Annotated in this window: 21 protein-coding genes; 5 read left to right on the plus strand and 16 right to left on the minus strand. The window is 71.1% G+C overall.

Annotation, left to right across the window (positions count from 1 at the left end):
* Positions 1–936 (plus strand): MBL fold metallo-hydrolase, encoded by a 936-nt coding sequence (locus AC0ZLC_RS02095; RefSeq protein ID WP_383877273.1) that lies wholly within the window; start codon positions 1–3, stop codon positions 934–936.
* A gap of 483 nt (positions 937–1,419) precedes the next feature.
* On the opposite strand, the gene AC0ZLC_RS02100 is transcribed toward AC0ZLC_RS02095, so the two are convergent.
* Both AC0ZLC_RS02100 and AC0ZLC_RS02105 read right to left on the minus strand, forming a co-directional pair.
* Positions 1,420–2,748, minus strand: coding sequence for a class I SAM-dependent RNA methyltransferase (locus AC0ZLC_RS02100; RefSeq protein WP_476750095.1), 1,329 nt, complete (start codon positions 2,746–2,748; stop codon positions 1,420–1,422).
* 264 nt (positions 2,749–3,012) lie between these two features.
* On the minus strand, positions 3,013–5,064 hold the full coding sequence (locus AC0ZLC_RS02105; RefSeq protein WP_476750096.1) for an APC family permease: 2,052 nt from the start codon (positions 5,062–5,064) through the stop codon (positions 3,013–3,015).
* Between the two features lie 378 nt (positions 5,065–5,442).
* On the opposite strand from AC0ZLC_RS02105, the gene AC0ZLC_RS02110 reads away from it, so the two are divergent.
* Both AC0ZLC_RS02110 and AC0ZLC_RS02115 read left to right on the plus strand, forming a co-directional pair.
* On the plus strand, positions 5,443–6,114 hold the full coding sequence (locus AC0ZLC_RS02110; RefSeq protein WP_355783312.1) for a potassium channel family protein: 672 nt from the start codon (positions 5,443–5,445) through the stop codon (positions 6,112–6,114).
* Positions 6,114–6,791, plus strand: a complete 678-nt coding sequence (locus AC0ZLC_RS02115; protein WP_358853058.1) for a potassium channel family protein — start codon at positions 6,114–6,116, stop codon at positions 6,789–6,791. The genes AC0ZLC_RS02110 and AC0ZLC_RS02115 overlap by 1 nt, the downstream gene beginning before the upstream one ends.
* 197 nt (positions 6,792–6,988) lie before the next feature.
* Here the strand turns inward: AC0ZLC_RS02115 and AC0ZLC_RS02120 are convergent, their stop codons facing one another.
* The 8 genes from AC0ZLC_RS02120 to AC0ZLC_RS02155 form a co-directional block, all read right to left on the minus strand.
* The gene (locus tag AC0ZLC_RS02120; RefSeq protein ID WP_476750097.1) at positions 6,989–7,705 is read right to left on the minus strand and encodes a DUF3159 domain-containing protein; all 717 of its coding nucleotides are present in this window, start codon (positions 7,703–7,705) and stop codon (positions 6,989–6,991) included.
* Between the two features lie 3 nt (positions 7,706–7,708).
* Complete coding sequence (locus AC0ZLC_RS02125) at positions 7,709–8,107, minus strand: OB-fold nucleic acid binding domain-containing protein (protein WP_358853056.1); 399 nt, start codon at positions 8,105–8,107, stop codon at positions 7,709–7,711.
* Positions 8,108–8,153: 46 nt separating this feature from the next.
* Complete coding sequence (locus tag AC0ZLC_RS02130) at positions 8,154–8,870, minus strand: response regulator (protein ID WP_476750098.1); 717 nt, start codon at positions 8,868–8,870, stop codon at positions 8,154–8,156.
* A complete protein-coding gene (locus AC0ZLC_RS02135; RefSeq protein ID WP_476750099.1) occupies positions 8,858–11,410 on the minus strand; it encodes a DUF4118 domain-containing protein in 2,553 nt (850 codons plus the stop codon). Before AC0ZLC_RS02135 ends, AC0ZLC_RS02130 begins: the two co-directional genes overlap by 13 nt.
* 155 nt (positions 11,411–11,565) lie before the next feature.
* Positions 11,566–12,786 (minus strand): alginate lyase family protein, encoded by a 1,221-nt coding sequence (locus AC0ZLC_RS02140; protein ID WP_476750100.1) that lies wholly within the window; start codon positions 12,784–12,786, stop codon positions 11,566–11,568.
* A gap of 197 nt (positions 12,787–12,983) precedes the next feature.
* Complete coding sequence (locus tag AC0ZLC_RS02145) at positions 12,984–13,745, minus strand: DUF3710 domain-containing protein (RefSeq protein ID WP_476750101.1); 762 nt, start codon at positions 13,743–13,745, stop codon at positions 12,984–12,986.
* Between the two features lies 1 nt (position 13,746).
* Complete coding sequence (gene dut / locus AC0ZLC_RS02150) at positions 13,747–14,271, minus strand: dUTP diphosphatase (protein WP_476750102.1); 525 nt, start codon at positions 14,269–14,271, stop codon at positions 13,747–13,749.
* Positions 14,268–14,852, minus strand: a complete 585-nt coding sequence (locus AC0ZLC_RS02155; protein WP_476750103.1) for a PaaI family thioesterase — start codon at positions 14,850–14,852, stop codon at positions 14,268–14,270. Before AC0ZLC_RS02155 ends, dut begins: the two co-directional genes overlap by 4 nt.
* A gap of 58 nt (positions 14,853–14,910) precedes the next feature.
* On the opposite strand from AC0ZLC_RS02155, the gene AC0ZLC_RS02160 reads away from it, so the two are divergent.
* Positions 14,911–15,375, plus strand: a complete 465-nt coding sequence (locus tag AC0ZLC_RS02160; protein WP_476750104.1) for a DUF3093 domain-containing protein — start codon at positions 14,911–14,913, stop codon at positions 15,373–15,375.
* Positions 15,376–15,429: 54 nt separating this feature from the next.
* Here AC0ZLC_RS02160 and AC0ZLC_RS02165 read toward each other — a convergent pair whose 3' ends face one another.
* From AC0ZLC_RS02165 to AC0ZLC_RS02180, 4 genes are all read right to left on the minus strand, one after another.
* Positions 15,430–16,341 carry a hypothetical protein gene (locus AC0ZLC_RS02165; RefSeq protein ID WP_476750105.1) on the minus strand — a complete coding sequence of 304 codons (912 nt, stop codon included), beginning with the start codon at positions 16,339–16,341 and terminating at the stop codon, positions 15,430–15,432.
* Positions 16,342–16,354: 13 nt separating this feature from the next.
* Positions 16,355–16,651, minus strand: a complete 297-nt coding sequence (locus AC0ZLC_RS02170) for a DUF4193 domain-containing protein (RefSeq protein ID WP_005481602.1) — start codon at positions 16,649–16,651, stop codon at positions 16,355–16,357.
* A gap of 393 nt (positions 16,652–17,044) precedes the next feature.
* Positions 17,045–18,289: a sensor histidine kinase gene (locus AC0ZLC_RS02175; RefSeq protein WP_476750224.1), complete on the minus strand. Its 1,245-nt coding sequence runs from the start codon at positions 18,287–18,289 to the stop codon at positions 17,045–17,047.
* Positions 18,289–18,942 carry a response regulator transcription factor gene (locus tag AC0ZLC_RS02180; RefSeq protein ID WP_358853048.1) on the minus strand — a complete coding sequence of 218 codons (654 nt, stop codon included), beginning with the start codon at positions 18,940–18,942 and terminating at the stop codon, positions 18,289–18,291. The genes AC0ZLC_RS02175 and AC0ZLC_RS02180 overlap by 1 nt, the downstream gene beginning before the upstream one ends.
* Before the next feature lie 421 nt (positions 18,943–19,363).
* On the opposite strand from AC0ZLC_RS02180, the gene AC0ZLC_RS02185 reads away from it, so the two are divergent.
* Entirely contained in the window at positions 19,364–19,537 is a 174-nt protein-coding gene (locus tag AC0ZLC_RS02185; protein WP_476750106.1) for a hypothetical protein, read from the plus strand.
* A gap of 132 nt (positions 19,538–19,669) precedes the next feature.
* Here AC0ZLC_RS02185 and AC0ZLC_RS02190 read toward each other — a convergent pair whose 3' ends face one another.
* Both AC0ZLC_RS02190 and AC0ZLC_RS02195 read right to left on the minus strand, forming a co-directional pair.
* The gene (locus AC0ZLC_RS02190; protein ID WP_476750107.1) at positions 19,670–20,482 is read right to left on the minus strand and encodes an inositol monophosphatase family protein; all 813 of its coding nucleotides are present in this window, start codon (positions 20,480–20,482) and stop codon (positions 19,670–19,672) included.
* An 8-nt stretch (positions 20,483–20,490) separates the two neighbouring features.
* Positions 20,491–21,618, minus strand: a complete 1,128-nt coding sequence (locus AC0ZLC_RS02195; protein ID WP_476750108.1) for a ferrochelatase — start codon at positions 21,616–21,618, stop codon at positions 20,491–20,493.
* Positions 21,619–21,653 lie beyond the last annotated feature (35 nt).

A 21,653-nucleotide genomic window follows, 5' to 3' on the forward strand; every position in this document is an offset into this window, starting at 1 on the left:
GTGTTCACCTCATCGCAAACGACCAAGTCCACCACTCCCCCCGCCTCTTCCTGGACGGTGGGCAACCACACCGTACGACGCATCGACGAAGTGGCCCTGCCCGCCCAGACCGGTCCGTGGCTGCTGCCCGGGGCAACCACCGACCTCGTGAGCCGGACTCCCTGGCTGAGCCCCGAGTTCGCCGACGAACAAGGCGTCCTGCGCCTGGCGAGTCACAGCTTCGCCGTCGAGGTGGACGGCATGCGGGTGCTGGTGGACACCGGCATCGGGAACGGGAAGCGGCGCTCCAACCCCGCCTGGCACAACCTGAACAGCGACTACGAAGCACGGCTACGGGCGGCGGGCTTCGCGCCAGAGAGCGTTGACGTCGTGGTCCTGACCCACCTCCACGCCGACCACGTGGGGTGGAACACGCGTGCCGAGGGCGACGCCTGGGTGCCCACCTTCCCGAACGCGCGCTATCTCACCTCACGCACCGAGTGGGACTACTGGGCGGGTGTCGACATGGAGGAGGCGCGTCGGCAGATGTTCCGGGACTCGGTCCATCCCGTCCGGGAAGCAGGTCTGTTCGACCTCATCGATGTCGCGGACGAGGGCACGGACGTCGCGCCGGGCATCCGTCTGCTGCCCACCCCCGGCCACACACCGGGGCAGGTAGCGGTGGAACTGAGCAGCCGTGGCGAGACCGCACTGGTCACCGGCGACAGCATCCACCACCCGGTCCAGATGGCGCATCCGGAGCTCTGCAGCTGTGTGGACGTCGCTCCCGAACTCGCGGCCAGGACCCGGAACCAGGTACTCGGCTCACTGGCCGGTACGTCAACTCTCCTGCTGGGAAGCCATTTCCCGCCGCCGACCGCCGGACACGTGCGACGCGAGGACGGCGGGTACCGACTGGCCCCGGCTCCCTCAGGGGTCACGCCCATCGGCGGCTGAAGCGGATCAAAGCACCCGGGACGGGCCGCGCACCGAGTCGCACCGAGTTTGTGCGGGTGACGTCCTGGGCGTCCGCGACCGGACGGCCCGGGAGCGGATATGAGACTCCTCCGGCATGCGCTCCGTCGTCACCGATGGTGCCGGAGGAAGTGATGACCGATCACCGGCTTGTGCCCTTCGCGTAAGCCGGCTGTCGGCTGTCCCACGTGGGCGGCAGTCACGCCGACGCGTCGCGAGCGCGGGCAACCTGCCGGCCCCGCTCGCCCCTCGTCGGCCGGGCAACGCGACCCTGCCTCAGTCTCACGAATCGAGCGTCATTCGAGCGTCAAGAATGATGAATGCGCGTCGCCGACATCATTCGTACGAACCCCGCCACACCCTGTAACCGCAGGTCAGGCGAGTTTGAACAAGCAGTGCGTCTGCCCGACCCGCTGCACGGAGGGAAACAGGTCGAGCGACCCACCAACGCTGCTAAACGGCAGGTCAGGCGTCCTTCTTGGTCGGCTCCAGAATCGCCACGCACTCCACGTGGTGCGTCATGGGAAACAGATCGAACGCCCGCAGCGTCCGCACCCGGTATCCGCCGTCGCGGAAGTACGCCAGGTCCCGGGCCAGTGCCGCCGGGTCGCAGGCCACGTACGCGATCTTGCGGGCGCCCAGGGACGCCAGGTGCTCCACCGTCTTCTTGCCCGCGCCCGCGCGGGGCGGGTCGAGGACGATCAGGTCGACCTCGGTGATGCCCGTACGCGGGAGGACCGACTCGACCTTGCCCTGCTCGATGCGGACCCGCTCGAAGCCGGCGAGGTTGTGCCGGGCGTCCTCCACCGCGCGCTTGCCGGACTCGATGCCGAGGACCGCGCCCTTGTCGCCGAGGCGGTCGGCGAGCGCGCCCGCGAAGAGCCCGACGCCGCAGTACAGGTCGAGCGCCATGTCGCCCTTGCGCGGCAGCAGGCCCTGCATGACGGCCTTGACGAGGGTGTCCGCGGCCTTCGGGTGGACCTGCCAGAAACCGCCGCTGCCGACCCGGTAGGTCCGGTCGTCCGCGCGCTCGCGCACGAAGGCGCGGCCGTGCACCCGGTGGATGCCGCCGTCGTGCTCCTCGACCCGCATCACCGAGACGGGCCGGTCGAGCTCCACGAGGGGCAGCCGGGCGCCGGGCCGGGGCTCCAGGATCACCATGCGGTCCTGCGACCCCGTCGCGGCGATGGCCTCGACGGACTCCATGCCGGACCAGTCGCGCTGTTCGATCCCCAGCTCGCTCACGCCGTCCGCGGCGATCATGCAGTGCTCGATCGGCTCGACCTCGTGCGAGCGGTGGCGCCGCAGCCCGGCGTTGCCGTCCGGGTCCACCGCGTACTGCACGCGGGTGCGCCACGAGGGCACCTCGCCGGGCGGCAGCTTGTCGCCCTCGGCGGGCATCACCGTGCCGTCCCAGCCGGCCTCCTCGGGCGTGAGGCCCGCCAGCCGCTGCAACTGCTCGGCGACGACCTCACCCTTGAGCCGCCGCTGGGCGCCCGGCTTGGCGTGCTGCCAGTCGCAGCCACCGCAGCGGCCGGGGCCCGCGTACGGGCAGGGCGCCTCGACGCGGTCCTTGGACGCGTCGAGGATCTCGACGGCGTCGGCGCGCAGGAAACGGGCGCCCTCCTCGCCCTCGGTCACCCGGGCGCGGACCCGCTCGCCCGGCAGCGTGTGCCGGACGAAGAGGACCTGGCCCTCGGCCGTACGGGCGATGCAGTGCCCGCCGTGGGCGACGGGGCCGATCTCGACCTCGTACTCCTCCCCCACCAGTGACTTCTTCGGTTCTGCCTGCATGGCGGGGTGACTCCAGATGCGAAAAGGGGGAACGGCCGGACAACAGCCCACCAGTCTACGTGGACGTCGCCCGGCCGCTCACCACGAGCCCGCCGACCCTTCGAGGCCGTCAGCCCGCCAGTCCCGCGAAACGGTCGGCCCGGCAGCCCGCCGGTCCCCGGACAGGTCGGCCCGCCGGTCCTCGGACAGCTCGGCCCGTCAGCCCGCCAGTCCTCCGGGCCGGCCGCCCCGGAGGACTCGTCAGGCCCCCGACCGGTCGGCCCGTCAGCCCTTCGGCTTGGTGGGTTCCTTCGTCCGCTGCTCGGCGGGACCACGGCGCACCGCACCCGGCGCGTTCCAGTCCTGGCGCCTGCGGGCCCGCTTCTTCGCGGCCTCGGAGGACTCCAGCTGGTAGGGCACGGAGGTGACCATCACGCCCGGCGTGAACAGCAGCCGGCCCTTGAGGCGCAGGGCGCTCTGGTTGTGCAGCAGGTGCTCGTACCAGTGGCCCACCACGTACTCGGGGATGATCACCGAGACCGCGTCACGCGGGGACTCGCGGCGCAGCCCCTTCACGTACTCGATGACGGGGCGCGTGATCTCGCGGTAGGGCGAGTCGAGGATCTTCAGCGGGACGGTGATACCGCGTCGTTCCCACTCCGCGCGCAGGGTCTTCGTCTCCGCGGGGTCGACGTTGACGCTGAGCGCCTCGAGGGTGTCGGACCGCATCAGCTTGGCGTAGGCCAGGGCGCGCAGGGTCGGACGGTGGATCTTCGAGATCAGGACGACGGAGTGGACGCGGGAGGGGCGGACACTGTCGTCGGAGGGGCCCTCGGGAGCGGCGATCTCCTCGGCGACCCGGTCGTAGTGCTTGCGGATCGCGCTCATCGTCGCGTAGAAGATCACCATGCCGAGCAGGGCGACCCAGGCGCCGTGCGTGAACTTGGTGACGAGTACGACGACCAGCACGAGCCCGGTGAAGAAGGCGCCGAAGGCGTTGATCGCCCGGGACCTGACCATGTGACGGCGCTTGTTCTGGTCGCGCTCGGCGGCGAGGTTGCGGTTCCAGTGCCGCACCATGCCGGTCTGGCTGAGCGTGAAGGAGACGAAGACGCCGACGATGTAGAGCTGGATCAGCCGGGTGGAGTCGGCTCCGTAGATGACGACGAGGAGCGTGGCCGCGCCGGCGAGGAGCACGATGCCGTTCGAGAAGGCGAGGCGGTCGCCGCGGGTGTGCAGCTGGCGTGGCAGATAGCGGTCCTGCGCGAGGATCGAGCCGAGCAGCGGGAAGCCGTTGTACGCGGTGTTGGCGGCGAGGAAGAGGACCAGCGCGGTGGCCGCCGCGAGCACGATGAACAGGAAGCTGTCCTTGCCGAAGACGGCCTCGGCGACCTGCGAGATCACCGGGTTCTGCACATAGTCGGAGCCGACGGCGACGCCGTTGTTCAGCAGGTCGACGGCCGGGTTTTCGGCCATCCGGACCTTGGTGACCATGGCCAGGGCGATGATCCCGCAGAACATGGTGACGGCGAGCAGACCCATCGCCGCGAGGGTGCTCGCCGCGTTCTTCGACTTGGGCTTGCGGAAGGCCGGCACACCGTTGGAGATCGCCTCGACTCCGGTGAGCGCGGCACAGCCGGAGGAGAAGGCCCGCAGCAACAGGAAGACGAGGGCGAAGCCGGCGATGCCCTCGTGCTCGGCCTTGATGTGGTAGCCGGCGGTCGGCGCGCGCATGGTGTCGTCCAGGACGAGCCCGCGGAACGCGCCCCACGCGACCATGATGAAGACGCCCGCCACGAAGACGTACGTCGGGATCGCGAAGAGCTTGCCGGACTCCTTCACCCCGCGCAGGTTCATCAGCGTCAGCAGCACGATCACGGCGACCGCGCAGAACACCTTGTGCTCGACCACGAAGGGGACGGCGGAGCCGAGGTTCTCGATGCCGGAGGAGATGGAGACGGCGACGGTGAGGACGTAGTCGACGAGGAGCGCACTGGCGACGGTGAGGCCCGCCCGGGGACCGAGGTTGGTGTTGGCCACCTCGTAGTCGCCGCCGCCGCTGGGATAGGCGTGCACGTTCTGGCGGTAGGACGCCACGACCGTGAACATGAGCACCACGACGGCGACCGCGATCCACGGGCTGAAGTGGTAGGCCGACACACCCGCGATGGACAGGACCAGGAGGACTTCTCCGGGTGCGTACGCCACAGAGGAGAGCGGGTCGGAGGCGAAGACGGGGAGTGCGATGCGCTTCGGCAGGAGAGTCTCTCCGAGCCGGTCACTGCGCAGTGCGCGCCCGATCAAGATCCGTTTGGGCACGTCGGTCAGTTTGGACACGCAGAGGATCGTAAGCGTTCGAACGGGCGGCCGCCCACCCGCCACCCGGCATCTGCTCTACGAGTGAAATCGCGGACGTTTTCCACTGCGGATTCCGCAGTCCACAAGATCCGCATGCCTATATGACAAAACCCCGTCCCTGTCTGCTTCTGGAGGTTCCATGCACACGACCGCGGAGCTCATCGGCGCCGCCGCCGGACTGGTCGGCCTCGGAATCCTGACACTGGTCAGCGTGCGCAGCATCAGCCGCCGCTGAGCGGGGAAAACCGCAGACGACGTGCACAGGGGTGCCCTCCGCGCACCGCGCGTGTGTAGCTTGGGCGGCGGTCTGAGACCCTTTCCACCTGAGCCGTGACCATTGACTTCGGAAGGACGGTCGTGCACATCGTCATCATGGGCTGCGGAAGAGTGGGATCCGCTCTTGCCCAGACCCTGGAGCAACAGGGGCACACGGTCGCCGTGATCGACCAGGACCCCACCGCCTTCCGACGACTGGGCTCCGGGTTCGGCGGACGCCGGGTCACCGGGGTCGGCTTCGATCAGGACACGCTGCGCGAAGCCGGCATCGAGGAGGCCGGCGCCTTCGCCGCCGTCTCCAGCGGTGACAACTCGAACATCATCGCCGCCCGGGTGGCCCGCGAGATGTTCGGCATCGAGAACGTCGCGGCCCGTATCTACGACCCCCGCCGCGCCGAGGTCTACCAGCGCCTCGGCATTCCGACCGTCGCGACCGTCCGCTGGACGGCCGACCAGATGCTGCGCCGGCTCCTGCCCTCGGGCGCGGAGCCGCTGTGGCGCGACCCCACCGGCGGGGTGCAGCTCGCCGAGGTGCACGCCTCCGCCGCCTGGGTGGGCCACAAGATCAGTCGGCTCCAGGACGAGACCGGCGTCCGCGTCGCCTTCCTCACCCGGCTCGGCGAGGCGATGCTGCCGTCCTCGCAGACGGTGTTGCAGGAAGGCGACCTGGTGCACGTGATGATGCGTACGGACGACGTCGAGAAGGTCGAGGCGGCGTTCGCCGAGGGCCCTGAAGAGGAGGCCGGTCACTGATGAGGGTCGCCATTGCCGGTGCCGGCGCCGTGGGCCGCTCGATCGCGGGCGAGCTCTTGGAGAACGGTCACGAGATCCTGCTGATCGACAAGGCGCCGACCGCCATCTCGGTCGAGCGCGTCCCGCAGGCGGAGTGGCTGCTGGCCGACGCCTGCGAGATCACCTCCCTGGACGAGGCCGCGCTCCAGCGCTGCAACGTGGTCATCGCGGCCACGGGTGACGACAAGGTGAACCTGGTCGTCTCCCTCCTCGCGAAGACCGAGTACGGCGTCCCGCGGGTCGTTGCCCGCGTCAACAACCCGAAGAACGAGTGGCTGTTCAACGAGTCGTGGGGCGTGGACGTCGCCGTCTCCACCCCGCGTCTGATGTCGGCCCTCGTCGAGGAGGCCGTCAGCGTCGGCGACCTGGTCCGTCTGCTGCGCTTCAGCCACGGCGACGCCAACCTCGTGGAGCTGACGCTGCCGCCGGAGTCCGCCCTGGCCGGTACGCAGGTCGGCGACGTCGAATGGCCCGAGGACACCTCGCTGGTCACGATCATCCGGGGCACCCGCGTCCTGACCCCGTCCCGGGAGGACTCCCTGGAGGCGGGCGACGAGTTGCTGTTCGTGGCCGCCCAGGCCCGCGAGGAACAGCTGGAGGACCTGCTGTCGGTACGCCGCGAGGACGCGACGAGCTGAGGTCGCCGAGGTCTTGAGACGACGAAGGGGGGCGCCCGGAGAATTCCCGGCGCCCCCCTTCGTCCTGCGGTCCGTTTCGTCTTTCAGTCCGTCCGGCGTCGGAGGACGAGGCCGCAGGCCGTTGCGGTGACCGGGCCCGTTCTCGCCGGGCGGTCCCACCCGGCAGTGCGGGAGTCCTACCCGGCGGGCCGGGAGTCCTACTCGGCAGAGCGGGCGGCGGCCCTGGCGCGCTCCGCCTGCTCCTCCGCCTCCAGCTCCGCGAACACGTCGATCGGCGCGGGTGCCTTGGCCAGGAAGACCCAGGTGAGCCAGACGGCGAGGAGGAAGGGCGGGATCTTCAGGGCGACCAGGACCCAGCCGAGCTGGGTGGTGTCGGCCCACCAGTACAGCGGGAAGAGCACGGCGCACTTGGCGAGCAGGATCAGACCCCACGCCCAGCTGGCCTTCGCGTACGCCTTCTTGCGGCCGGGGTTGCGCTTGCGCCAGGAGAGGTTCTCCTTGAAGACCGGGCCGAGGATCAGTCCGATCAGCGGGACGCCGCACAGGGTCGTGATGATGTACGCCAGCGCCAGGCCGAGCGTGTAGAGCATGCCCGGCAGGTAGAAGTCCTTGGCGTTGCCCGTCATCATCGCGAAGACCACGCCGAACGCGACGCCGAAGACGCCGCTGAAGGCGTGCTTGACCGTGTCCTTCGTGACCAGGCGGACCAGGACGAGCAGCAGGGACACCGCGAGGGCGGCGATCGCCGACCAGTGCAGGTCCTTGGTGAGCGTGAAGATGCTGACGAAGAGCAGGCCGGGCAGGACCGTCTCGACCATGCCCCGCACGCCGCCGAACGCCTCGAAGAGCGCGGCCTCGGTCACCGCCCTGGAATCCTGCTGGGCGTCTTCGGTCGGCTTGTCGAGCGACGTCACCGGCTACTCCCGTCCGAGCGGTCTGAGTTCGTACTTCGGGTTGAACAGCACCCTACGGCCCCGGCTCAGGGAGATCCGGCCCGAAGCGATGAGTTTGCGTCCCGGCTCTATGCCCACGATGGAGCGCCGGCCGAGCCACACCACGTCCAGCGCGGCCGAGCCGTCGAACAGCTCGGCCTCCAGGGCCGGGACGCCCGCCCGCGGCCGCAGGGTGACCGTGCGCAAGGTACCAGTAACCGTGACGATCTGCCGGTCCTGGCAGTCGCCGATGCGCGTACAGCCGGTGGTGTCGGTGTCCTCCCGCAGCTCCTCGGACTCCAGGTCCTCCTGGGAGGAGGAGAGCCGGTCGAGCATGCGCCGGAACCGGCCCACCGGCTTGTCGGAACGGGGAACAGCACTCATACCGAAAGCGTACCGGGGGGCGCCGGGAGCCACGTACCCGCACGGGTCAGCGTTCGAACCGGTAGCCCATGCCCGGTTCGGTGACGAAGTGCCGCGGGTGCGCGGGGTCCGGTTCCAGCTTCCGCCGCAGCTGGGCCATGTAGACCCGCAGGTAGTTCGTCTCGGTGCCGTAGGACGGCCCCCACACCTCCTGGAGCAGGTGCTTCTGCCCGACCAGGTGGCCGGGGTGACGCACCAGGACCTCCAGCAGGTGCCACTCGGTGGGGGTCAGGCGTACGTCGCGGCCGGCGCGGCGCACCTTCTTGGCCGCGAGGTCGACGGTGAAGGCGTCCGTCTCCACGATCACGTCGCTCTCGCCGGGCCCGGCCGGCTCCGCCCGGCGGACGGCCGCGCGCAACCGGGCGAGGAGTTCGTCCATGCCGAAGGGCTTGGTGACGTAGTCGTCCGCGCCGGCGTCGAGGGCCTCGACCTTCTCGTCCGAGGAGTGGCGGGCGGAGAGCACCAGGATCGGCACGCGGGTCCAGCCGCGCAGGCCCCTGATCACGTCGACGCCGTCCATGTCGGGCAGCCCGAGGTCGAGCACGACGACGTCCGGGGGCCGGGCGGTTGCGAGTTCCAGTGCGGTGGCACCGTCGGGGGCTGCGTCGACCTCGTACTTGCGTGCCCTGAGGTTGATCACGAGAGCACGGGTGATCTGCGGTTCGTCGTCGACCACGAGCACCCTCGTGGGGGTGCGGGCGTCCGTCCCGGTCAGGCGCCGCATGGGGCCTTCCTTTCTGCTGTCTCGGTGGCCTCACCGGACCGGTGGTCCACGGCCCGGAGCGTGAGCACCATGGTGAGTCCGCCGCCGGGGGTGTCCTCGGCGTCGAGGGTGCCGCCGACGGCCTCGGCGAAGCCGCGGGCGACCGCGAGGCCGAGTCCCACCCCGGCGCCGCGCGGGGCGTCGCCGTGGCGCTGGAAGGGCGCGAAGATCCGTTCCTTGGCCTCGTCCGGGACGCCAGGGCCGCGGTCCACGACGCGGAGTTCGACCCGGTCCGCGAGGGTGCTGGCGAGGACCAGCACCGGTTCGCCGGGCGGGCTGTACTTGACGGCGTTCTCCACGAGGTTGGCGACCGAGCGCTCCAGCAGTCCCGCGTCGACGGCGACCATCGGCAGCGTCTCAGGGATGTCCAGCCGCACGCTGTCCTCGGGCACGCCGACGAGCGCCATCGGCACCACCTCGTCGAGGTCGAGGTCGCGGATCAGCGGGGTGACGGTGCCGGTCTGGAGGCGGGACATGTCCAGCAGGTTGCCCACCAGGTGGTCGAGGCGGTCGGCGCCGTCCTCGATGCCCTCCAGCAGCTCCGCCCGGTCCTGCTCGGACCATTCCACCTCGTCGGAGCGCAGGGACGAGACGGACGCCTTGATCCCGGCCAGCGGGGTGCGCAGGTCGTGGCTGACGGCGGCGAGCAGGGCGGTGCGGATGCGGTTGCCCTCGGCGAGCGCGCGGGCCCGGTCGGCCTCGGACCGCAGGCGACGGCGGTCCAGGACCACGACGGCCTGCGCGGCGAAGGCTGCGAGCACCCGCCGGTCCTCCGCCGGCAGGACCCGTCCCGACAGGGCGAGCGCCAGGTGGCCGCTGACCGGCACGTCCACGTCCGCGTCCTCGGGCCGCTCCGGGGGGCGGGTCCCGGCACTGCCTGCGCAGGTCCACGGGTCGACGTCGCTCGTACGCTCCAGCAGTGCCGCCGACCGCATGCCGAAGGTCTCCCTGACCCGCTCCAGGAGTGCCTCGAGGCTGGTCTCGCCGCGGAGCACACTGCCGGCGAGGAAGGAGAGTATCTCCGACTCGGCACGCAGCCGGGCCGCCTGATGGGTCCGCCGGGCCGCGAGGTCGACCACCGAGGCCACCGCGACGGCGACGCCGAAGAAGACCGCGATGGCGAGGATGTTCCTGGGGTCCGAGACGGTGAAGCGGTGCAGGGGCGGGGCGAAGTAGTAGTTCAGCAGGAGGGAGCCGACGGCGGCGGAGGCCAGTGCCGGCAGCAGTCCGCCGAGCAGGGCCGCGGTCACCGTCAGCGACAGGAACAGCAGCATGTCGTTGGCGATGCCGAGACCGGTGGCGGTGTGGGTGAGCGCCAGCGCCAGCAGGGCCGGTCCCGCCAGACCCGTCAGCCATCCCCCGGCGATCCGGGAGCGGCCGAGCCGGGCGCCCCGGGCGACCGGAAGGCCGCGTCCCGTGGCGGCCTCCTCGTGGGTGACGATGTGCACGTCGAGGTCGGGGCCCGACTCCCGGGCGACCGTGGCTCCGACGCCGGGTCCGAAGACGTACTGCCAGGCTTTGCGGCGCGAGGAGCCGAGCACGATCTGGGTGGCGTTGGCGCCGCGGGCGAAGGCGAGCAGCGCGGCCGGCACGTCGTCGCCGACGACGTGGTGGAAGGTGCCGCCCAGGTCCTCCACGAGGGTGCGCTGGACGGCCAGCTCCTTCGGGGAGGCGGAGGTCAGTCCGTCGCTGCGGGCGATGTAGACGGCCAGCACCTCGCCGCCCGCGCCCTTCTCCGCGAGGCGGGCCGCCCGGCGGATCAGTGTCCGCCCCTCGGGTCCGCCGGTCAGCCCGACCACGATCCGCTCGCGCGAGCCCCAGATCGCCGAGACCCGGTGCTCGCTGCGGTACTCGGTCAGGCGGGCGTCGACCCGGTCCGCGACCCACAGCAGCGCCAGCTCGCGCAGCGCGGTCAGGTTGCCCGGGCGGAAGTGGTGCGAGAGGGCGGCGTCGATCTTCTCGGGTCTGTACACGTTGCCGTGGGCCATCCGGCGGCGCAGCGCCTGCGGGTCCATGTCGACCAGCTCGATCTGGTCGGCCCGGCGCACGACCTCGTCCGGGACGGTCTCTCGCTGCCGCACCCCGGTGATCGACTCGACGACGTCGCCGAGGGACTCCAGGTGCTGGATGTTGACGGTGGAGAGGACGTCGATGCCGGCGGCCAGCAGTTCCTCGACGTCCTGCCAGCGCTTGACGTTGCGCGAGCCGGGGACGTTCGTGTGGGCCAGCTCGTCCACCAGTGCGACGGCGGGGGCGCGCTCCAGGACCGCGTCCACGTCCATCTCGGTGAACCGGGAGCCGCGGTGGTCGAGCTGTCTGCGCGGGACCTGTTCGAGGCCGTGGAGCATGACCTCCGTGCGCGGCCGGTCGTGGTGCTCCACGAAGGCGACGACGCAGTCGGTGCCCCGCTCGGCCCTGCGGTGCGCCTCGGCGAGCATCGCGTACGTCTTGCCGACGCCCGGTGCCGCACCGAGGTGGATCCGAAGCTTGCCGCGTCCCATGGCCCCATTGTCTTCCCGTGCCGGCGATGTCCGCCCCGTCGACCTTACGGCCGCGGAATCCGGCAAGAGGGGTGGTGGGGCGCCGTGCGGGACGACTTTGACGCAACCCTGACGGCCGGGCGTACGGCGGTCACCGCACGCCCGGCCGGGCAGGGTCAGTTCGGGTTGTTCCCGTGGGTGAGCGTCTCCCATGCCACGAAGAGGTTGTTGCTGCCGGCCGGGCGGTTCCGCTCGGTCAGCCGCTGGGTGTTGGTCATCGCGATGCCGAGCCGGTTGTGCAGGGCGTTGTACCCGACCTCGGTGACCGGTCCGAGCCCGAGGGTGAGGGAGCCGCCGCACAGCCAGCTCGGTGCCACTTCGCCCAGCTGGTACCTGGACTGGAGGCCGAGGGCCTGCCGCAGCCGTTCGCCGACGTCGGTGGAGTAGAGATCGGTGCCCTGGATGCGGCTGGTCTCGGCGATGTGCGCGATGGCGGAGATGCCGTACCCGGTGTGCGTGAAGTCGCGGCAGGTCTCCTGGGTGAGGCCGGTGACGAAGGTGGACTGGCCCTGCCAGTAGTTGACGATCTTCGCCGTGGTGTCGAGGTTCTGGCTCGGCACCGTCTTCGGCAGGGAGCCGTCGGAGGCCAGGTAGATGTACGCGGCCGTGCGCGTGCGGAACTTCGCCATGGCCTTGTCGTAGGACGTCCTGTCCTCCAGGAAGACGGAGATGCCGACCGCGGCCTCCGTCATCGACAGTTCCCAGTTGCCGTTGGAGTTGGAGCCGTTGATGACCTTGGGCAGGTAGACGTCGCGCAGCATCGTCGCGAAGCGCCCGGAGTTCGCCCACGTCCCGGTGTACGTGTACTTGATGATCTCGGCGGCCCTGGGCCACGAGGAGCCCGCCCAGCCGGTCTGCAGGGGCGCGTTGCTGTTGGTGTGGCCCTTGATCGTGGCCGACCAGGCGTCCATCAGCTCGATGGACTTCTTCGCGTACCGCTCGTCGCGGGTGATGTACCAGGCGAGGGCGTCCGTGTACGCGGCGATTGCGTCCTCGCGCTCGTCGGTGCAGCCGTAGTCGGGGTTGGAGTACGAGCCGCACTCGACCGTCGCGCGGGGCTTGGCGGTGCGGGTCAGCGAGGCGTACTTGCTCGCCAGCATCTGGTCGTAGGCGCTCTTCCAGGGCTGGGCGCCCGCGTTGACCTGGGTGCGGGCGAAGTCCAGCTGGCCGCGGGAGACGGTGACTCCGGGGTGCGCGAAGGCCGCCGGGGCGGCCTCGGCGGTCTGCGCGGCCGGCCAGGCGAGGAAGCCGCCGACCAGGGCGGTGGTCAGGGCGGCGACGGTGGTGAGCAGGGCGGGACGCCGTCTGCGTCGGTGCGGGGTGGGGGTGTCGGGCATGTGGGACCATCCGTTCCCGTTTGCGAACGACGAGCGCGTCTTTGAACGCGGTCGATGGCCGGGACCCTAGGTATGGACCAACTGCCCGTCAAGAGGCCGGACATGAGAACGCCGGACACGAGAACAAGGAGCCGGACACGAGAAAGGGCCGCATCCCGTCAGGGATACGGCCCGATCCGGACGCGTGCGCGGCGCGGTCAGCGCACTTCGGTGGTCTCCGGTCCGCGCTGAAGCTGGCCCATGCCGCCGGAGAAGCGGGAACCGGCCTGGTCCTCCTGCTGAACGCCCTCGGGGACCATCTGCGCGTCGTTCGGCAGCTTCAGGACGATGGGGTCGCGCGGGGCCATCGGGCCCTCACCGCGGACGACCACCGTGTCCCGGAAGATCTGCTCGAGCAGACCCGCGGCCTGCGGCTGCACCGCGCCCTGCCCGGAGATCACTCCGCGCAGGAACCAGCGGGGGCCGTCGACACCGACGAACCGGACGACCTGGAAACCGCCCGTGCCGTCGGGCAGCTGCACCGGCACCTGAGCCCGCAGCTCCCAGCCCAGCGGCCCCTCGACCTCGTCGATGACACCGCCCTGCTGCGTGATGCCCGAGGCGATCTCCTCGCGGACCTCGCCCCAGATGCCCTCCCGCTTGGGAGCGGCGAAGGCCTGCAGCTGGATGGCGCTGTCCTTGAGGACGACGGTGGCCGCGACGATCGCGTCGCCCGCGACCTCGACGCGCAGCTCCATGCCGTCGACCCCGGGTACGAAGAGACCGCCGAGGTCCACCCGGCCCTCGGCCGGGTCCCGCACCTCGGAGTCGTCCCAGGGGCCGTCGGGACGCGGTTCCGGCTCCAGCCTCACGCGCTCCCGCTCCGCCTCGTCCGCCTCAGTGTCGACAGCGTCGACGACCTGCTCGGCCTCGCCCGCCGCGTCCTCGGCGGCACTGCCCTTCTTGCGACGTCCGAACACGTCACTGTCCTTCCCGGTCGGATACGACCGAAGCGTATCGATTCCCACCCGCCCCGCCGCCCACGGCGGCATGACCGCCGGTGGACCCGAAGCCCCCTGCGGCCCGCTCCGAGTCGGGAAGCTCCGCGACCTCCCGGAAGCGGACCTTCTCGACCTGCTGGACGACCAGTTGGGCAATCCGGTCGAAGCGCTCGAACCGCACGGACTCGTACGGGTCGAGATTCACCACGATCACCTTGATCTCCCCACGGTACCCGGCATCCACCGTCCCCGGGGCATTCACGAGGGCGACACCGCAGCGGGCGGCGAGGCCGGAACGCGGGTGCACGAAGGCCGCGTACCCCTCCGGGAGCGCGACAGACACACCGGTGGGCAGAACGGCTCGTTCGCCGGGCTTCAGTTCACGGCTCTCGGTGGTCCGCAGATCCGCTCCCGCGTCACCGGGCTGCGCGTAAGCGGGCAGCGGTACGTCCGGGTCGACGCGCCGGATGAGCACGTCCAGTTCTGGACGGGGTGCACGGTTCACGGGTTCACCTCGAAGGCGCGGGTGCGCCGGATCTGGTCGGGGTCGTCCATGGCCGCCCGGATCTCCTCGGGCCTGCCGTGGTCGATGAAGTGGTCGACCTTCACCTCGATGAAGAGGGCGTCCGCGCGGACGGCGACCGGCCCCTCGGGGCCGCCGATCCGTCCGGTGGCGGTCGAGTAGATCTTGCGGCCCGCGACGGCGACGACCTCGGCCTCAAGGTGAAGGACGGTGTCCACGGGCACGGGCCGTACGAAGTCGGTCTCCAGCCGGCCGGTGACCGCGATGGTGCGCAGCAGCCAGTTCAGCGAGCCGAGCGTCTCGTCGAGCGCGGTGGCCAGTACCCCGCCGTGGGCGAGGCCCGGGGCGCCCTGGTGGGCCGGGCGCACGGTGAACTCCGCCGTGATCCGCACCCCCTCCCCCGCGCGGGCTTCGAGGTGCAGCCCGTGGGCCTGCTTCTCACCGCATCCGAAACAGTGTCCGTAGTGCGCGCCGAGGAGCTCGCCGGGGGCGGGCGCGTCGGGGTGCCGCACCGGTGCGACGGCGTCGGCGGGGGGCCTCAGAGCTGCGGAAGTACCACTCACAGGCGCAGACCTTACCCGCGCGTCGGGCCACGGCCGACACCGTGCCAAGCTTGGTTTCATGCAGCCTTCCGCCTCGCCCTACGAAGAACGCCTCACCGCGCCCCGCAGCTGGTGGCTGATCTGCCTGATGGTCGGCGTCGCGATGGCGCTGATCCTGCTGCCGTTCGGCACCCTGCCGCTGCTCGGCGGGCTGGTGGGCGGCACCGCGGTCTCGGCGGTCGTGGCGAGCTCGTACGGCTCGGTCCGCATCCGGGTGGTGGGCGACTCCCTCATCGCGGGCGAGGCGAAAATCCCGGTCGCGGCGCTCGGCGAGGCCGAGGTGCTGGACCCGGAGGAGACCCGGGCCTGGCGCACCCACAAGGCGGACACCCGCGCCTTCATGCTCCTGCGGGCGTACATCCCGCGGGCGCTGCGGGTGGTCGTGACCGATCCGCAGGACCCGACGCCGTACCTGTACCTGTCGACGCGGGAGCCGGAACGGCTCGCGGCGGCGCTGGAGGCGGCCCGGGCGACGGCCCGGTAGGTCCCGCGGCCCCGGCCGCCCGTCCGATAGTGCCCTCGTGTGTCCGCGGGGGCCTCAGTGGCCCGGCTCCTCGGGGAACTCGCCCGGGAGCAGGGGTTCCGCCGGCTGTTCCAGCGGTGGAAGTTCCGGCAGGGCGTCCCACGGCACCTGGGCCTTGCGCAGGTCCTTTCGGATGCGCTCCGCGACGCGCTTGGTGTCCCGGCGGTTCATGACCGCTCCGACCGCGGCTCCCACCATGAAGGGCAGCAGGTTCGGCAGGTCGCGGACCATGCGCTTCATGATCTGCTGGCGCAGCTCGCGCTTCATCTGGCCGCCCAGTGCGGTCTGGACGGTCAGCGGCTTGGTCACGTCGATGCCGCGCTCCCCGGACCACGAGCTCAGGTACGCGGTGCTGCGCTGCTTCAGGTTCCCCGGCGGGCGCAGGCCGTAGACCTCGTGCAGTTCGGCGATCATCTTCAGCTCGATGGCGGCGACGCCGGTGATCTCGGCGGCCAGTTCGGTGGGCATCGCGGGGGGTACGGGCATCATGGCGGCCGCGCCGATGCCGGCCCCGACGGTGGAGGTCGCGGCGGCGGCGCCCGCGACGAGTTTGTCGGCGAGCTGCTCGGGCCCGAGGCCCGGGAACTGTCTGCGCAGGGTCGCGAGGTCCCGCACGGGGATCCTCGGGGCGATGTCGATGATGCGGTCGGCGAGGAACGCCAGGCCCGCCCTGGCCCGGCTGCCGCCCTTGCGGACGCCTTCCCTCACTCCGTCCCGGACGACCGCGGCGCGTCGCCTGGCGGCGGGCGCAGGGGTCTCCACGGGGGTCGGCAGTCCGCCTGGGGCGGGCGCCGGTTCGAGCGAGGCTGATCCTGCTTCGGATGAGCCCCGCTCGTCGTCACGCACGCTCTCAGAGCCGCTGGACGGCCCGTCGTCCGCTTCCGTCCTGCGGAAGCGGCGCTTCCAAGGTGGGGTCGAGCCAGTCACGGCCGACCCTGCCTCAGTCGCAGTCGCGGCAGATCGGCTGGCCGTTCTTCTCGCGGGCCAGCTGACTGCGGTGGTGCACCAGGAAGCAGCTCATGCAGGTGAACTCGTCCTGCTGCTTGGGCAGAACCCGGACGGCCAGCTCTTCGTTCGAGAGGTCCGCGCCGGGCAGCTCCAGGCCTTCGGCGGCCTCGAACTCGTCGACGTCCACGGCGGACGTCGACTTGTCGTTCCTCCTGGCCTTCAGTTCTTCAAGACTGTCCGAGTCGACGTCGTCGTCGGTCTTGCGTGGGGTGTCGTAATCCGTTGCCATGTCGCTCTCCCCCTCTGGGTGTCTGCGGTGTCTCCAGCGCACGTAACGCGTGAGAGGCCGGACTTGTGCCCGACCCGAGGCGGAGATTTTGCCTCACATCAAGGTCTGTTACTCAATCGACACCCAACCGGACTCCTCAGGAGTGATCGGCTTGGATGGCGATGGGGACCGTACACGGTCCGAATGGCGCACTTCAAAGCGGTCTCACCGTGTACTTCCCGTGATCACGACCTCCGAAAACCCGGATTTTCCCGGCTTTCCGACGGCCTGCGTGATCACGGAGAGTATACGGCCAGAAAATCGTTCTTGTGATCGATCACACACGGGGCTCCCGGACGTCCGGCCCGGGATTTCCGCGCAAAGCGAACAACGTCGTGTGTCGGCGACATGGTCTCAGATCGGCAGGGTGACCCGCATCACGAGCCCACCTCCCTCCCGGGGCTCGGCGTAGATGTGCCCGCCGTGCGCGCGGGCCACGGACCGAGCGATGGACAGGCCGAGGCCGACGCCCTTGTCGCTGCCGGTGCGCTCCATGCGCAGCCGCCGGAAGGGCTCGAAGAGGTTGTCGACCTCGTACGCGGGGACCACGGGCCCCGTGTTCGTCACGACCAGGACCGCCCGGCCGTGCTGCACCTCGGTGGTGACCTCCACCCAGCCGCCCTCGGGCACGTTGTACCGCACGGCGTTCTGGATGAGGTTCAGGGCGATCCGCTCCAGCAGCACGCCGTTTCCCTGGACGACCGCCGGGGCGCGCTCACCGCGGATCTCCACGCCCTTCGCCTCGGCCTCACCCCGCACCTGGTCGGTGGCCTGTGAGGCGACCTCCGCGAGGTTCACCGGCTTGCGCTCCACGATCTGATTGTCACTGCGGGCGAGCAGCAGCAGGCCCTCCACCAGCAGCTCGCTGCGCTCGTTGGTGGCGAGCAGGGTCTTGCCCAGCTGCTGCAGCTCCACGGGCGCGCCCGGATCGGACAGGTGCACCTCCAGGAGCGTGCGGTTGATCGCGAGAGGGGTGCGCAGCTCGTGCGAGGCGTTGCCGACGAACCGCTGCTGGGCCGTGAAGGCCCGCTGCAGCCGCTCCAGCATGTCGTCGAAGGTGTCGGCCAGCTCCTTCAGCTCGTCGTCCGGACCGTCCAGCTCGATGCGCCGGGACAGGTCCGAGCCCGCCACCGCGCGTGCGGTGCGGGTGATCCGGCCGAGCGGCGACAGGACCCGCCCGGCCATGGCGTAGCCGAAGGCGAAGGCGATCACGGCGAGACCGAGCAGGGCGAGCAGCGAGCGGCTGAGCAGTCCGTCGAGCGCGTGCTGGCGTCGGACGGCGGTGCACTCCTTGAGCATCGCGTTCAGCTCGTCGATGCTGCCGGCACCGCTCAGCTGCGGACAGTTGCCGCTGGCGAGCTGGAGGTTGGTGCCGGACACCTTGAAGTCCATGCCGCTGCCCTCGTGCAGCGCCTGGGCCGCGAGGAGGTAGATGATCGACAGCAGCAGGATGCCGGCGATCAGGAACATCCCGCCGTACAGCAGCGTGAGCCGTATGCGGATGGTGGGCCGCAGCCACGGGAACGGTGCCTGCGGCTTCCTGGGGTCCCAGGTCGGCTTGGGGGGCGCCGTCGGCGGCGCGGGTGCGGTCACGAGGATCAGATCCGGTAGCCCGAGCCGGGGACGGTGACGATCACCGCAGGCTCGCCGAGCTTGCGCCGCAGCGTCATCACGGTCACCCGGACGACATTGGTGAACGGGTCCGTGTTCTCGTCCCAGGCCTTCTCCAGGAGCTGCTCGGCGGAGACGACGGCGCCCTCGCTGCGCAGCAGCACCTCGAGGACGGCGAACTCCTTGGGCGCGAGCTGGACCTCCTTGCCGTCGCGGAAGACCTCACGGCGGTTGGGGTCCAGCTTGATGCCGGCGCGCTCGAGGACGGGCGGCAGCGGCATGCTCGTACGCCGCCCGAGGGCCCGCACGCGGGCGGTGAGCTCGCTGAAGGCGAAGGGCTTGGGGAGGTAGTCGTCGGCGCCGATCTCCAGGCCCTCGACCCGGTCGCTGACGTCGCCGGACGCGGTGAGCATCAGCACGCGCGTGGGCATGCCGAGTTCGACGATCTTGCGGCAGACGTCGTCGCCGTGCACGAGCGGGAGGTCGCGGTCCAGGACCACCACGTCGTAGTCGTTGACGCCGATGCGCTCCAGGGCGGCCGCGCCGTCGTACACGACGTCGACGGCCATGGCCTCCCGGCGCAGTCCGGTGGCCACCGCATCGGCGAGCAGCTGCTCGTCCTCGACGACGAGTACGCGCACGTCGCTTGTCCTTCCTCTGTCCGCCCGCGCAGCGCCGTACAGGCGCCCGGGGGCAGGGTCTGACGGGGGTCCCCCGCCCGGGCACAGCCGAGATCGGGGGCTGGGGCATCCATCCTGCCCTTTTCGGCCATAAGTCGGCTGTAAGGCGGGTGGGGGCCCGGGAACGCCGGATTTTTCTCCCGCGGTTGAGGTTTCCGCGGAAGAGAGGGCGGGGAGGACGGATTTACACCCCGCGATCACGCTCTGCTTGTGGCACGCCATCTCGTGGTTGTCCAACCGCTTCCGCAGAGCGGGCGTGGGTGTCCGGCACCGTCGCCGCCCGGCTGGGTAGCGCTGGGCACCCGTATGGAGACGTGATCGCCCCTTCCGAATGGCACACCCCCGTGCCACCGACCCACGACCCAGGACGAGGGGGCGCAGCATGGACGCATTCACCGCAGGGCTTCTGCAGCGCATAAAGGCGACCGAGTCCGACCTGACGCGGGCTCGCGAGACAGGCGACGACTTCCTCGCGGAGGTCGAGCAGGGAGAGCTGGACGACCTGCGCCGCCTGGCGGCCGAGCACGGCGTGCAGGTCGGCGTCGCGCACGTCTGACCGGATCGCACGAGGAGCGGGGCCCCGGCATCGATCCAGTGCCGGGGCCCCGCTTCGTGCCGTACGCGGCCCTATGCCTCCCGCGCCTCCCGCGCTTCCCGCGCCTGTCGCGAGAGGGGCGGTGCTCCTCGGCTAGTCGTGCCAGGCGCCGAGGTCCTCGAGGCGGGTCTGGAGGGTCTCGAAGAGGCCGGGCGGGGCCGCGACGGTCAGCTCGGTCGAGAGGGGCTCCCCGGGGCGGCCACCGGTCAGCGCGCCCGCCTCGCGGGCGATCAGGTCGCCCGCCGCGTAGTCCCAAGGGTTCAGCCCGCGCTCGTAGTACGCGTCGAGGCGGCCCGTCGCCACGTCGCACAGGTCGATCGCGGCCGAGCCGCCGCGGCGGATGTCCCGCACCTCGGGGACCAGCTCCCGCAGGACCTCCGCCTGCCTGGCCCGGCGCTCGGCGAGGTAGCCGAAGCCGGTGCCGACCAGGGCCAGGCCGAAGGACGGCGCGGGCCGCACGCGCGCGGGCCGGTCGTTCACGAACGCGCCCCGGCCGAGCACCGCGCGGCAGGTCTCGCCCCGCACGGGCGCGTGGACCACGCCGACGAGGGTCTCGCCGTCCTTGCGGGCCGCGATGGAGACGGCCCAACTGGGCAGGCCGTACAGGTAGTTCACTGTGCCGTCGATCGGGTCGATCACCCACTGGACGCCACTGGTGCCCTCGACGCTCGCGCCCTCCTCCCCCAGCACGCCGTCGTCCGGCCTGCGCTCGGCGAGCAGGGCGGTGATCAGCTTCTCGGAGGCGATGTCCATCTCGGTGACGACGTCGACGGCGCTGGACTTGGTCGCCGCCACCCCGAGGTCGTCGGGGCGGCCGTGGCACAGGAAGTCGCCCGCCCGGTGGGCGGCTTCCAGCGCGAGCTCCAGCAGCTCGGCCCTGAGGCGGTCGTGTGCGGTGTCGGTCACGGTGTTCCTCACGCGTAGGGGCTGTCGGCGCCCGCGGCGGCGGGGCGGGGGGCGCGGGCGGGGCAGCAGCCGACCGGGCACAGGTCGTGGCTCGCGCCCAGTGCGCCCAGGGCGCAGGGAGCCGCCTGCCGGCCCTTCTCGGCGACGGCGCGCTCCAGGACGAGGTCGCGGACGGCCGCGGCGAAGCGGGGGTCGGCGCCCACGGTGGCCGAGCGGCGCACCGGCAGACCCAGCTCCCCGGCCTTGGCCGTGGCCTCCGTGTCGAGGTCGTAGAGGACCTCCATGTGGTCCGAGACGAACCCGATGGGGGCCATCACGACGGCCGGGACCCCGGCGCCGTGCAGCTCCTCCAGGTGGTCGCAGATGTCCGGCTCCAGCCATGGGATGTGCGGGGCTCCGGAGCGCGACTGGTAGACCAGCCGCCAGGGGTGCTCGATGCCGGTCTCCTCGCGCACGGTGTCGGCGATCAGCCGCGCGACGTCCAGGTGCTGGCGGACGTAGGCACCGCCGTCGCCGTGTCCCTCGACAGGCCCCGAGGTGTCGGCGGCCGCGTCCGGGATGGAGTGGGTGGTGAAGGCGAGGTGCGCGCCGCCGCGCACGTCCTCGGGCAGCTCGGCGAGGGACCTCAGGACGCCGTCGACCATGGGGCGCACGAAGCCGGGGTGGTTGAAGTAGTGCCGCAGCTTGTCGATCCGCGGCGGTTCGAGCCCCTCGGCATCGAGGGCGGCCAGGGCGTCCGCCAGGTTCTCGCGGTACTGCCGGCAGCCCGAGTACGAGGCGTACGCGCTGGTGGCGAGGACGAGGACGCGCCGGCGGCCGTCGGTGACCATCTCGCGCAGGGTGTCCGTCAGGTAGGGCGCCCAGTTGCGGTTGCCCCAGTACACCGGCAGGTCGAGGCCGTGCTCGGCGAAGTCCTCCCGGAGCGCCTGAAGCAGGGCGCGGTTCTGCTCGTTGATCGGACTGACCCCGCCGAACAGGAAGTAGTGCTGCCCCACCTCCTTGAGCCGTTCCTTGGGGATGCCCCGGCCGCGCGTCACGTTCTCCAGGAACGGGACCACGTCGTCCGGGCCCTCCGGGCCACCGAACGAGAGCAGGAGCAGGGCGTCGTAGGGGGTGGCATCGAGCGCGTCTGGCATGTCTCGATCCTGCCACCCGCCACCGACGACCGGGA

It is taken from the genome of Streptomyces sp. GLSS-08 (assembly GCF_056387915.1).

Coding starts and splice junctions, on each gene's coding strand:
- AC0ZLC_RS02195 (WP_476750108.1), bottom strand. CDS start 21,618: ATGCCAGACGCGCTCGATGCCACCCCCTACGACGCCCTGCTCCTGCTC.
- AC0ZLC_RS02135 (WP_476750099.1), bottom strand. CDS start 11,410: ATGGGACGCGGCAAGCTTCGGATCCACCTCGGTGCGGCACCGGGCGTC.
- AC0ZLC_RS02130 (WP_476750098.1), bottom strand. CDS start 8,870: ATGCGGCGCCTGACCGGGACGGACGCCCGCACCCCCACGAGGGTGCTC.
- AC0ZLC_RS02185 (WP_476750106.1), top strand. CDS start 19,364: ATGGACGCATTCACCGCAGGGCTTCTGCAGCGCATAAAGGCGACCGAG.
- AC0ZLC_RS02160 (WP_476750104.1), top strand. CDS start 14,911: ATGCAGCCTTCCGCCTCGCCCTACGAAGAACGCCTCACCGCGCCCCGC.
- AC0ZLC_RS02140 (WP_476750100.1), bottom strand. CDS start 12,786: ATGCCCGACACCCCCACCCCGCACCGACGCAGACGGCGTCCCGCCCTG.
- AC0ZLC_RS02170 (WP_005481602.1), bottom strand. CDS start 16,651: ATGGCAACGGATTACGACACCCCACGCAAGACCGACGACGACGTCGAC.
- AC0ZLC_RS02100 (WP_476750095.1), bottom strand. CDS start 2,748: ATGCAGGCAGAACCGAAGAAGTCACTGGTGGGGGAGGAGTACGAGGTC.
- AC0ZLC_RS02115 (WP_358853058.1), top strand. CDS start 6,114: ATGAGGGTCGCCATTGCCGGTGCCGGCGCCGTGGGCCGCTCGATCGCG.
- AC0ZLC_RS02125 (WP_358853056.1), bottom strand. CDS start 8,107: ATGAGTGCTGTTCCCCGTTCCGACAAGCCGGTGGGCCGGTTCCGGCGC.